Origin of the sequence: Acetobacter malorum, assembly GCF_002153605.1 — a bacterium.
In the GTDB taxonomy this organism is placed as follows: Bacteria; Pseudomonadota; Alphaproteobacteria; order Acetobacterales; family Acetobacteraceae; genus Acetobacter; species Acetobacter malorum_A.
The window spans coordinates 1-11,084 of sequence record NZ_JOPG01000039.1 but is presented as its reverse complement, the minus strand read 5'-3'; the positions used below and the strand labels follow the sequence as shown (position 1 = coordinate 11,084).

12 protein-coding genes and 1 pseudogene are annotated in these 11,084 nt (G+C 53.6%); 4 read left to right on the top strand and 9 right to left on the bottom strand.

From position 1 onward, the window contains the following. Window positions 1–138 precede the first annotated feature (138 nt). Window positions 139–324, top strand: a pseudogene (locus HK23_RS13005) (helix-turn-helix transcriptional regulator); the annotation flags it as partial. Window positions 325–343: 19 nt separating this feature from the next. On the opposite strand, the gene HK23_RS13000 reads toward HK23_RS13005, so the two are convergent. Further along, window positions 344–826 (bottom strand): DUF2938 family protein, encoded by a 483-nt coding sequence (locus HK23_RS13000; protein WP_086654298.1) that lies wholly within the window; start codon window positions 824–826, stop codon window positions 344–346. A 103-nt stretch (window positions 827–929) separates the two neighbouring features. Here HK23_RS13000 and HK23_RS12995 point away from each other — a divergent pair, with 103 nt between their 5' ends. Continuing rightward, window positions 930–1,382 (top strand): Rrf2 family transcriptional regulator, encoded by a 453-nt coding sequence (locus HK23_RS12995; RefSeq protein ID WP_082881946.1) that lies wholly within the window; start codon window positions 930–932, stop codon window positions 1,380–1,382. A gap of 75 nt (window positions 1,383–1,457) precedes the next feature. On the opposite strand, the gene HK23_RS12990 is transcribed toward HK23_RS12995, so the two are convergent. Then, entirely contained in the window at window positions 1,458–2,384 is a 927-nt protein-coding gene (locus HK23_RS12990) for an aromatic alcohol reductase (protein ID WP_063908782.1), read from the bottom strand. 66 nt (window positions 2,385–2,450) lie between these two features. On the opposite strand from HK23_RS12990, the gene HK23_RS12985 reads away from it, so the two are divergent. Continuing rightward, the gene (locus tag HK23_RS12985; protein WP_082881840.1) at window positions 2,451–2,903 is read left to right on the top strand and encodes a winged helix-turn-helix transcriptional regulator; all 453 of its coding nucleotides are present in this window, start codon (window positions 2,451–2,453) and stop codon (window positions 2,901–2,903) included. Between the two features lie 289 nt (window positions 2,904–3,192). Here the strand turns inward: HK23_RS12985 and HK23_RS12980 are convergent, their stop codons facing one another. Beyond that, complete coding sequence (locus tag HK23_RS12980) at window positions 3,193–4,059, bottom strand: NAD(P)H-binding protein (protein WP_061470493.1); 867 nt, start codon at window positions 4,057–4,059, stop codon at window positions 3,193–3,195. A 115-nt stretch (window positions 4,060–4,174) separates the two neighbouring features. Between HK23_RS12980 and HK23_RS12975 the strand changes: the two genes are divergently transcribed. Further along, window positions 4,175–4,537: a winged helix-turn-helix transcriptional regulator gene (locus tag HK23_RS12975; protein ID WP_063908781.1), complete on the top strand. Its 363-nt coding sequence runs from the start codon at window positions 4,175–4,177 to the stop codon at window positions 4,535–4,537. Between the two features lie 477 nt (window positions 4,538–5,014). Here HK23_RS12975 and fghA read toward each other — a convergent pair whose 3' ends face one another. The 6 genes from fghA to HK23_RS14655 all read right to left on the bottom strand — a co-directional run. After that, complete coding sequence (fghA, locus tag HK23_RS12970; RefSeq protein ID WP_086654295.1) at window positions 5,015–5,842, bottom strand: S-formylglutathione hydrolase; 828 nt, start codon at window positions 5,840–5,842, stop codon at window positions 5,015–5,017. A 24-nt stretch (window positions 5,843–5,866) separates the two neighbouring features. Further along, a complete protein-coding gene (locus tag HK23_RS12965) occupies window positions 5,867–6,268 on the bottom strand; it encodes a VOC family protein (protein ID WP_086654294.1) in 402 nt (133 codons plus the stop codon). A gap of 59 nt (window positions 6,269–6,327) precedes the next feature. Continuing rightward, entirely contained in the window at window positions 6,328–7,437 is a 1,110-nt protein-coding gene (locus HK23_RS12960) for an S-(hydroxymethyl)glutathione dehydrogenase/class III alcohol dehydrogenase (RefSeq protein ID WP_086654297.1), read from the bottom strand. Between the two features lie 41 nt (window positions 7,438–7,478). Then, on the bottom strand, window positions 7,479–7,754 hold the full coding sequence (gene frmR / locus HK23_RS12955) for a formaldehyde-responsive transcriptional repressor FrmR (protein ID WP_003626675.1): 276 nt from the start codon (window positions 7,752–7,754) through the stop codon (window positions 7,479–7,481). Window positions 7,755–8,105: 351 nt separating this feature from the next. Further along, window positions 8,106–10,751: a TrlF family AAA-like ATPase gene (locus HK23_RS12950; protein ID WP_179193907.1), complete on the bottom strand. Its 2,646-nt coding sequence runs from the start codon at window positions 10,749–10,751 to the stop codon at window positions 8,106–8,108. 147 nt (window positions 10,752–10,898) lie between these two features. Continuing rightward, a partial coding sequence (locus HK23_RS14655; RefSeq protein ID WP_218777713.1) for a hypothetical protein occupies window positions 10,899–11,084 on the bottom strand: 186 nt, incomplete at its 5' end.

Genomic DNA, 11,084 nt, shown 5'->3' with positions numbered 1-11,084 from the left:
GATGGCAGGACACCGGATCAGATCGCCAGACAAGGGTCTCGGGGGCATGCCCCCGAGACCCTTGTCATTCCATCAACCCCAAGCCATAAAAAACGGGAACTCTCCTTTTAAGTGGATACAAAAAAGGGGGCACGTCACACGGGACAAACTCCCTCTGGTTGGTTCATGCAGCGCCGCGTCCAGAAAGCATCAGAAATGCTTCGTAAGACCAATCTTTCCATTATCGAGATTACCTTGAGGATCGGATACGACAGTCCAAGTCACTTTGCTCAGGTCTTCCGCAGAGTGACAGGTGTCAGTCCTCGTAATTATAGAAAACTGTAATCACTCTATGAATAAGGTTTCAGAAAACACCTTGGTAAAAAAGTTCACCTAAATACAGTCCCATTCCAAAGACAGCATGAGCGCTGATACTGAGGAATAGTCCTTTTCCAGGATTGGGAGCCCTAAGCCCGAAAAAACCGCCGCCCAGAGCAGGTTTCATAAACAGAAAAGGCGCTAAAAGGGTAACAAGTCCGAAGAGTAGACCATTTAGCAGTGTGGGGACTGTCTTTGCTATGACCGCCACATAACTGAGGTACAGTGCGGCATAAACAGCACCAATTAGGTAATGAAATACCCAGCCGACAGGCGCCTCTCCTTTCAGGGAGGGTCTTTTTCCAATCATTGGGTCATAGATCCTGCCGTCACGCCACCCTATGACCCAGCGGCCGGTGACAGACCAGTTGGCTGCAGGAATTCCAGTCAATGGTTTCTGGGCTTGTTGCCAGATATCGGATGCAGCAGTCGCCACGACGCCGACTGTCAGAATTTCGAGCAAATTCATACAGCATGTCCTCGAAGTCAGAATGTTCGCGCACACTTTCATGTCACTTTTCGAGTTTCATGATATACTGACGAAATCGCACTCTAGCAACACATGAAGTTACATGAGACAAGATAACAGATTATCCTGTGTGCTCCACGTACTCCTGCATATGGCAGAAGCAGGTGGTCCCATGACGTCAGAAGCCCTGGCTCGCGCCCTTAACACCAACCCTGTGGTTGTGCGACGTCTTATGGGCGGTCTGCGTGAGCATGGATATGTGCACTCCGAGAAAGGACACGGCGGGGGGTGGACGCTTTCATGCCAGTTGGATCGGGTAACGCTGCGAGATATTTACGAGGCTCTTGATGCTCCAAGATTATTCGCCATAGGGAACCGGAGTGAGGAGACTGAGTGCCTAGTCGAAGAAGCCGTTAACCACGCCATGAGTAGCGTCCTGGCCGATGTTAAGGCCCAATTTCTGGCGTGTTTTGGTCAGATTACACTTGCAGCACTTCATGCCGACTTCCATCAGAGGCTAGCAGCGCGCCATGGTCCGACCACGCTCTGCAAGTAAACCAAGGGGCTGATGGCTAGGATGGATGTTCGCCTTGTGTCGCCCGGAATGCTGATGCCGCAAACAATGAATGATTTACGCGACATGATGTTTCTGGTGTTTTAGCCAGGTCATGACGTCGGTTACTTCAATGCCCTGTAAAGCGTTGAAAGTCTGTTTCTTGTCCCATGCCACGCCAGTATCGCGTGCGAACGCAAGACGGTATTTCCGTATTCCATCGTCAGGGTGTGCGGCGACTTCTGCGCGTAGCCTATCCATATCCCACAGTTCCCGAATGACAGGGCGGCCAAGGTAGTGCTCCATCTTTTCGGCGAGTTGAGCGTAGGAGAACGTATCCCCGGCAACGTAAACCACCTCGTTCTGGATCGGCGGTTTATGGGCGAGGATGCTCGCTGTAAGTCGTCCTATATCTTCGGAAGTGGTCACCGTCAGACGGTTATCCCAACTGCCGAGTGCGCGAACCTTGGCGCCTTGAAGATCCACCAAACCGAAAGCTGGCTCAAACAGAAAGCTGGTGAAGATTCCTGTCGAAATGATTATCCATTGGGTCGCAGATTGACCGCGCAGCAGGACCCTTACGTCTGATTGCTCATCAAATACTGGCTGCCCGCTACCACGTCCAACAACATCGTAATCGACACCAAACTGCCACGGCACATAACGGTCCACCCCAGCCTTCAGGACAGCACTGGTAATTTTACGCTGTGTACCGGGGCCACCAACAAACCCGGTACAACATATAATTGTACTGAACTTGGCGAAGAGGGCGGAGAGGTCCTCTACCGTTTCCGTCGAAAGATCAGCATAAACGATCTGCAGGCCTTTTTGCTTTAATTGTCGCGCAATATCCGTTCTGGTGCTTGCGCTTGATGGTCTGAGAAGAACGCTGATTGACCGAGTGCATTCCGGGTTCTGTTCAAGCAGGCCGGTGATGACGGTCTGACCAAGCTCTCCGGCGCCGATGACAAGGGTTTCAGTGACAGGGGTCTTCATCTCTGGCATCAGGAATTCCTTATAATTATGAAGTTAAAATAAGACATGATGTAGCAATGAGAAGAAGGTACACGAATGATACCGTTCGATAATCTGGACTTCGATGCCGTGATGGCTCAGTCACAGGCTGCCTGCGACGCTCTCAGTGACGATGATGGCGGGTTGAAGCGAGAAGTGCTTGCGCATGCCGGCAACAGATGGTCACTCGGTATTGTCCATCTTCTCGGTGTCGCTGGCACACTGCGGCATGCTGAGCTGGCGCGGCGGCTTGAAGGGGTTACACAGCGTATGCTGACGCGCTCCCTTCGTCAGTTAGAACGCGACGGTCTCATTATTCGCCATGATTACGGTGAGGTCCCGCCACGGGTGGATTATACTCTCACTCCGTTGGGAAAGGGGCTGCTCGTAGGAATGATGCCTCTTTGGCGGTGGATTATTGACAACGCTGCGGCATTCAGAACGGCACGCGATCGGTTCGACAGTGAGAGGAATAGCACTTTCGTTGAGCCTCGTGACGGTCTGAATTAGCAACAGTGTTTAAGCGGCGGAGCTAATGCGCCATGGCACTCCGCTTTTGAGGATAGCGTTGGTGATTGTGACGAGAGGCCGCTCAAACACAGTTGCTAGCCGCCCCGGACGCCATCGCCCTGGAAAGCCATCTGGTCGAGTGCCCTGGCAACGCCGACATCCAGTTGGACCTGACCTCTTGCTGAACTACGCCTCCAACGTGGTCATGTACCCGCAATTCCAAGCCTACTTGCACCGGTGGCGCGGACCTCCGTCGAATGGCGCAGCAAAGCACCCAGCAAGTGCGGTGCTACGACTGCCCCAGTCCTCCGGCGATACTCGCCAGAATTTCGGCCAGGGAACACGGCGTGCCTCCGGTCAAACGCACGATGTCACCGCTGACGATGTCGTAGGCGCCACGCGCCTGCCGCGCCTTCATCGATACCACGGCATCGGCAACCACGTCAGGCAGACCCGTTTTGAGCAACCCGGCTCGCAACACCTCGGCGGGCATAACGTTCAAGGCAAAGGGCCGCTGGATCTGCTGTGCGACCAGTCTGCAGACCGCTTCACCACGCAGGGCTTCAGAGCCTGTCAGCTGATATATGGCGCCCTCGTGGCCCTCGCTGGTCAATGCGGCGGCGGCAGCTTTGGCCACGTCGCCGCGCGAAACGAAACTGACGCGGCTGTCCTCAAGCATCGCAAGCCCGCCTGCCGTCAAAGACATCCGCACCTCTTCGACCAGCGTCTCGGAAAAATAGCTCATACGCAGTATCGTCCATGCGGGGATCGCGCTCTTGATCAACGCCTGCTCACTGTGCCAATACGCCGCCCCAACGGCGGACTCCCCCTCACGCTGCGTCCCGGTTGCCGACAACAGGAAAACGTGACCGACCTCGGCCTGTGCAGCGGCATCCACGGCCGCCAACATCTGGCGCGAACGAATCCCCGGCCGCAGATCAGCCCCTGGAATCAACAACAGGCGATCCAGGCCCTGATAGGCCGCCACCAATGTCTCGGATTGGTCGTAGTCGCCTAAGCGACCTGCGTAGGTTCGATCGGTCTTGGGGGTGCGCGAAATCGCCACCAAGTTTTCGGCCGCAACCGTTTCCGCCAACGCCTGAACAACTGCGCTACCGAGCTGGCCGCTGGCACCGCTCACACCTATTTTCATCATCAGATTCCATGGTTATTTATGGTTCTTTAGGATAAATTTGTTCCTAGTGGCTAACAAGTACGCATGAATTCATGCGTCAAGAACACCCAGGGTCCTGTCGGCCCAAGGAGTAGCAATGGAAAATGTAGAAGCGGAATGTCGCGGCCTGGCAGAGGTGATTGCACGCATTGGCGACAAGTGGACGGTCATGGTCTGTGGCCATCTCTCAGAAGGCACCCATCGTTTCAATGCGTTGAAGCACCGCATCCCCGGCATCTCGCACCGGATGCTGACCATCACTCTGCGCGGGCTCGAACGCGATGGACTGGTAGCTCGCAAAGCCTATGCTACCGTCCCGCCGAAGGTTGATTACTGTCTGACCCCATTGGGGCAAAGCCTGACAGGACCTCTGGCAGCCCTGGCAAGTTGGGCACGCGAGAACCGGCCCGCCCTTGAACAGGCCCGCGCCGCATTTGATCGTCGTGCCGCGCAGGACTGAAGTGGCGTTGAGGTGTGATGAAGCGCGCCGTCAATCAGCGGCGCATGCGGGGCATCATTCCATCAAGTTGAACCACTTAACCATACGCTCGCTCAGGTGTTTGTCCAGAGATGTCGGTTCATTTTGCTACAGTATAATTACCAATATGCGCAGCATCGTGAGGCACATGAGCGGAAATTACTGGCAGACGGGAACAACGGTGACGGTATACGCGAGTATGTCGGACTTGCCACGCGCACATGTCCGGTTTTGGAAATCTTTATCGCGCCTTGTATGTCGAGGATGAGGCGATTGCCGCCTGTCTGCTCCTCTGTCACTGAGCGGGCAGGCAGATCAGGGGGGCAAACGGAATGTCTGCTTCCGGACAAAAGATGCAGAAAGCCGCCAGTTAATTCCACAGTTTCAAAGACGCCCCTAACAGATTTCGTCTCCACCCGAAGCCAGAAAAGCGCGGATCCAAAAAATCTGACAATCTGTTCATCGTAGTTTACTGACGAAATGTCTGAGATGATCTGCAATGAAACTGGCTACAAAATAATAGCTGTGATCGTAATCAGGACGAAGATTCAGGATGAGTTCTTGCCCTGCATTCTGTGCAGCTTCATGGAAGAGTTCTGGCCTGAGCTGTTCTTTCAGAAACTGGTCCGCCAGACCCTGATCTATCAGAACAGGCAGTCTTTCCTTCGCTGTTAGCACAAGTTCAAGCGGGTCATAGGCTGCCCAACTGGCACGATCCGGACCCAGATAAGCACTGAATGCTTTTTCACCCCATGGTACCTGTGTTGGCGCCACAATGGGTGAAAAGGCTGACACAGAACGATAGCGGCCAGGATTACGAAGCGCGATCATGATGGCGCCAAATCCACCCATTGAATGTCCTGCAATACCGCGCTGCTGCGTAACCGGAAAACTCGCCTCGATCAGCACGGGAAGTTCCGTGACGACGTAATCATACATCCGATAATGCGCAGCCCACGGCTCCTGCGTCGCATTGAGGTAAAATCCGGCTCCCTGACCAAGATCGTAAGCATCGTCATCAGCCACCTCCACACCCCGTGGACTGGTATCTGGCGCGACAATGGCGATGCCCAGTTCTGCGGCGACGCGTTGCGCGCCAGCCTTGCCAATGAAATTCTGCTCCGTACACGTCAGACCGGAGAGCCAGTAAAGAACGGGAACCTTTTCAGTTTTTGCCTGCGGCGGCAGGTAAATCGCGAAGTTTGCTTCCACACCCAACGACACGGACTTGTGTCGCCAGACTTCCTGTACGCCCCCAAAAGAGGCGTGCGTTTCCTTGCGTTCCATGACTCTCACTGCCTTTTGCGCATGTCAGTTACCGTCCGTGAAGGTATAACTGCAGATCTTGTTCCCTGCTGGATCCCGGAGATAGGCAGCATAAGCGCCCGGTAAGTGGCTTCGCGGGCCGGGTTTGCCTTCATCGGTTCCCCCATTGGCAAGACCTGCGGCATGAAAAGCCTCCACTTCGGCGGGTGTCGCTGCTGCAAAACCGATGGTAACACCGTTGCTTGAGGGCGCTTCACCGTTGCCAGGACGCGCAATGATGAAGGCCGGCTTTTCGCGGCCGTACAGAATCCACCCATGCCCGAATGGCCCCAGGTTTTTTATGCCCAGAGCCGCAAGCGCGGCGTCATAGAATTTCGTGGATACCGCAATGTCCACTGCCCCAAGAAAAACATGAGAGAAAACACCGTCACCGGAAATAACTGCCATGATCGTTCTCCTGTAATTTCCCGTTCGTGGGAATGATGTTGCGTCGTGAGAAACTCGCCTCAGAAATGAATGACGGAACGGATGGACTTTCCTTCATGCATCAGATCGAAGGCCGTATTGATGTCTTCGAGCGGCATCGTGTGGGTTACGAAAGGCGCAAGCTCGATATCGCCGCGCATGGCGTCTTCGACCATTCCGGGAAGTTGGCTGCGCCCCTTGACACCACCAAAAGCCGTGCCGCGCCACGAACGACCCGTGACAAGCTGGAAGGGACGGGTTGATATCTCCTGACCAGCCCCAGCCACACCGATGACGATCGACTGCCCCCACCCACGATGGGCGGCTTCCAGCGCCGCGCGCATGACATTGACGTTGCCGATACATTCAAAGGTATGATCGATGCCCCAGCCGGTCATTTCCACCAGAACCTGTTGGATCGGTTTGTCATAGTCCTTAGGATTAAGGAACTCCGTGGCGCCGAACGCCCTAGCAAGTTCAAATTTTTCCGGATTGGTATCAATAGCGAAAATCCGGCCAGCCTTTGCTTGTCGCGCTCCCTGAATCACCGCTAGACCGATCCCGCCCAGTCCGAAGACGGCAACCGTATCTCCCGGCTGTACCTTGGCCGTGTTGTGTACCGCACCGATCCCGGTGGTGACGCCACATCCCAGCAAACAGACATGCTCTGGATTGGATGCGGAGTTGATTTTAGCCAAAGAAACCTCGGCGACAACCGTGTATTCGCTAAACGTCGAACACCCCATGTAATGATGGATCGGCTGACCTTTGTAGGAAAAACGCGTCGTACCATCCGGCATCACACCCTTACCCTGTGTGGCGCGCACTGAAATGCAGAGATTGGTTTTTCCAGACTTACAGAACAGACATTCACCACATTCAGCCGTGTAAAGCGGAATGACGTGGTCGCCGGGGGCAACGCTGGTCACCCCTTCCCCGACCTCGATCACAATTCCCGCGCCTTCGTGACCCAAAACGACCGGGAACAGTCCTTCGGGATCATCCCCTGACAGAGTAAACGCATCGGTGTGGCAGACACCCGTATGTGTGATCTGCACGAGCACCTCACCCGCACGAGGAGGCGCTACGTCGATCTCGACAATCTCAAGGGGCTTACCCGCCTCGAAAGCAACTGCGGCCCGTGATTTCATGATTTTTTCTCCAAATAACCTGTCAGTCAGCGTCGTGAGCATTACCGGAGATAGGATCGAACGAGTGACACCACATTCTCGATCGAACCACTGGCAGCATCACGATCACCGGCGCATTCAACAAATTCTTCCCGCAGGTGGCTTTCAAGAACACCGGCCATTAATCCGTTGATCGCTCCTCGGATAGCCGCAACCTGTTGCAGTACCGGACCGCAATCAGCCCCCTTCTCCAGAGCCTGTTCCAGCGCATCAAGTTGCCCGCGAATACGGCGCACGCGGGTCAGAACGCGCTTTTTCTCAGCTGGTGTGTGCGGCACGAAACGTTTACTCCGAATATACTGCCCTTGAGTATCCTTTCATACTATGGGGCAGTATGACAAGGATATAAGGATGTGCTTGTCATATGATCCGATCAAAAGTCCGTATCGCCGAAATTTTCACCGTAACGTCCATTGGGGGACTGCCTGTGTCTTGGAATCATTCAATAGGTGTAATCAGTGAAATCCAGACAAGCCTCTACAACGAGGCTTTGAAGCGCTGATGTCCGCTATTTGACAAATAATCTTGTGGTCCAAACGACCGAGATGAAGGCGGATGCTGACCTCAAAGTCACTCCACCCGCAGTCGCTCCGGCCTAGAGCATGCTCCCGACTTTCTTACAATCACCCTCAAACGGCTCGTGCTTTCCAGATTTGATAGATCGTCCTGCGCCGTTCAAAGGCTTCTGGACCGCCTTCCATGATGGAGATAACGCTCGCCTGACAAGCCTCTTCGTCAATATTGCCGACCGATATTGTAATTTTATCATCGCTGGCACTGCACGTGGTGATAATCTCCGCATCGCCCAGAACCGGGAAGTTCGCGTTATGGGTTGCAAAAATGAATTGCTGGTCCGGCTTGAGCTTGCGAAGCAGCTTTACCACCTCCTCATAAACAGTCTGGCTATCGAGATCGTCTTCCGGCTGGTCGATTAGCAAAAGATCATTCCCCTTTTGGCTTAGAAGAAAGAGCATCATGGCGGAGGCGCGCTGGCCGAGAGAATGTGATGACAGCGCTTTTCCGTGGTATGTTACCACGTAGCTGTTTGGTACCTGATAACCTGTAAGTGCGTACAAGTTTGCCATGAAGAGCTTCTTGAACTCTTCGGACTTTGCCTTCGCATGGGTTGAAGCCGAGCCGAGGTCTTGGAAAATCTCGCCAAAATCCGTATAGGCAGCGGTGAGGGCATCATAATATTCCTTGCGGAGATTATTGCCACGAAGTTGCCCCTCAATGTGATTTTTGAAGGCGCTGCGGTCCCCTTTGAATACCGCCTCCACCCTCAGCGATTTTTGTGATTCATTGATGGTCTTCAACGCTGCTTCGATAAGCTTGAACTCATCATGCCAAGCATCATTTAGCGAAATCAGGGCTGTCAGGACCGCATCAAGATTGGATTTTTCCTTGCCGGTGCGCTTGGTAAGCTCGTCGATCTGTGACTCTAGTTCCTGCTTGCGCTGTGTGAGTTCGATATAGGCATCCGGCTGGATCGAGGAGATGCCTTGTTCTTCGAACGCCTTAACAAGTTTCCGTTCCGTCTCGGCAAATTCCTCCTTTAGGCTATCGCGAATACTTTCAAGCTCTTGGCGCAACGTACCCAGGTCACCGGACTTGGATTTGATCGTCAGAGCAAGGGTCTTAGCCGTTGCAACGGTTTCTTTTAGTTCCTGTACCTTGGCCGCATAGCGCGTGAAGAAATCGGCGTTGTGATCGGAAACATGAGATTCGATCAGATTGAAATCTTCCTCGGCTTGGGTCGCCGCATTATCAATTGCCTTGTGCCAGCCTTGCGCCGTCTCGTCGACGCCCTCGCAGTAAGTCAGGTCCTCGCTATAGGCCAATTGCTTTTCAAGCTTGCCCTTGATGCCGTGTTTGTCGAAGTGCTCCAGATTGAACTTTACATCTTTGAGTTCATCCTCCAGCGCTTGCTTGTTTTCGGCATCGCTGCGGACCGAATTGAAGCTTTCTATCGCCTTCCTCAGGTCGTCCGAGCGTTCTTCAATTTTTTTACGGACACCTTTTAGGCTATCACCCATGAGCTTTTCGACAAGATCGTGCCCAAAACCTTTTCCGGCAGCCGAGAGATCTTTCTGTCCAAAGTACAGCGGCTTGGCGATTATGGTTTCCTTAATAGAGACACCTGGACGCAGCGTGCCATCGACGTAAACATTTGGCGATTGTCCCCAAATACGACTTACTTCAAATTGCGCTCCATGTCGGTCAGTCGCTTCGACAATCACCTTGCCGCCACTTTTAAGGACGTGGGGCAAAAGCCTGTCCTTATATTCCCTATCCTGCGCTTTTTCGCCAAAGGGGATATCGAGCGCATAGCGCACACTCTCTAGGATTGAGGACTTTCCGCTGCCTTGGATGCCGATAAGGCAATTCAAGTGCGGGGAGAATGTGATACGTTTACCATCCAGCAATCCGCCCTCGAAGCGGATAGCATTGATATGAGAATGGCTGACCACCGGAATCTCTGTCGAAACTCGGAAATTATGATCAGTTAGAGCGAATTTGACGGCATCAAAACCGAGGTCTCCAAGCTTGAGATAGACCTTCCGCCCCTTGCCAATGTCCTCAATTGCTTTTGCGTCAGAGCCCTCGACTTCGGCAGGATAGTGCTCACGCCACCAACCCTTAACCTTAGTGCGGCATACGTCATCAGGTTTGTCGTGCGTCCGAACTTTTTGGAAACCAAGGGCATATTTCTGGATCAAGGGCTCTGTAGCAAGCTCTCCCATTCGTCCCCCGCCAATTTCCTTCCATAGCCCGCTATTTGCCTCGACGTGGGCAAAAATGATGAAGAAATCACGATGATATCCTTCCAGCATCTTGAGCGTATCAACAAGATCATCGTTGCTGCGACCGTTTTCCTGTTCGTACTGCGAAGGCACCCTGCCAGAAAAGGCGACCCCCAAGAACTGATTGATATAATCCTGACCATCGGCCAGCCAGGCATCGGAGAATACGACCAGCGTATGTACGCCGTTCGCGCCATCCTTCACCGATAGCTCTACTCCAGGCAACACGCCAATTCCCGATTTGCGTCCCCGCTTGCGCAGGGCTTTGAATTCGTCGAGATCGAACTTATTGTGGTTAGTGATGACAGCGAGCCGCGTCCCGGCAGCTTCGAGCGCATTAATATAACTCGCGACGAAGCGATCCTCCTCGCCGTCATAGCGAAATTCCTTATCGGCCCGCGTGTGCAGATGAAAGTCCGCCCTCACCCATTGCGCCCCATGCGCGAAAAGTTTCGGTAGTGCCTCGCTCAATTCTCACCGTCCTCTAAAATCACGGTTGCTATCTCTGACTAGACTACTCCCTGTCGGTATATCTACAAGACTGAGGTTAAGGCCCGGCATGCTATCTGTGCGGCTCTTCGGGGAGGGGCCCTGGCTAATCTGCACTGCGCAGGCCCGTTATTTGAACGACTTGCGGCCTCCACTGTATTTCCATGAACGAAAAATGCTGCGGTAGCAGATTACGCTATCGCGTGTCGGCTTTGCGGAAAGTCTCTTTGAATTACGTATGTCCAGCATGTAGGCGACTGCCGCCTGTCTGCTTTGTTTTTTCTGAGTCGACAGACGGTCAATTATGTCGAGTAA

Bases quoted from the DNA above. Each gene is read 5' to 3' on its own strand.
- HK23_RS13000 (WP_086654298.1), bottom strand. From the start codon at position 826: ATGAATTTGCTCGAAATTCTGACAGTCGGCGTCGTGGCGACTGCTGCA.
- HK23_RS12995 (WP_082881946.1), top strand. From the start codon at position 930: ATGAGACAAGATAACAGATTATCCTGTGTGCTCCACGTACTCCTGCAT.
- HK23_RS12990 (WP_063908782.1), bottom strand. From the start codon at position 2,384: ATGCCAGAGATGAAGACCCCTGTCACTGAAACCCTTGTCATCGGCGCC.
- HK23_RS12985 (WP_082881840.1), top strand. From the start codon at position 2,451: ATGATACCGTTCGATAATCTGGACTTCGATGCCGTGATGGCTCAGTCA.
- HK23_RS12980 (WP_061470493.1), bottom strand. From the start codon at position 4,059: ATGATGAAAATAGGTGTGAGCGGTGCCAGCGGCCAGCTCGGTAGCGCA.
- HK23_RS12975 (WP_063908781.1), top strand. From the start codon at position 4,175: ATGGAAAATGTAGAAGCGGAATGTCGCGGCCTGGCAGAGGTGATTGCA.
- fghA (WP_086654295.1), bottom strand. From the start codon at position 5,842: ATGGAACGCAAGGAAACGCACGCCTCTTTTGGGGGCGTACAGGAAGTC.
- HK23_RS12965 (WP_086654294.1), bottom strand. From the start codon at position 6,268: ATGGCAGTTATTTCCGGTGACGGTGTTTTCTCTCATGTTTTTCTTGGG.
- HK23_RS12960 (WP_086654297.1), bottom strand. From the start codon at position 7,437: ATGAAATCACGGGCCGCAGTTGCTTTCGAGGCGGGTAAGCCCCTTGAG.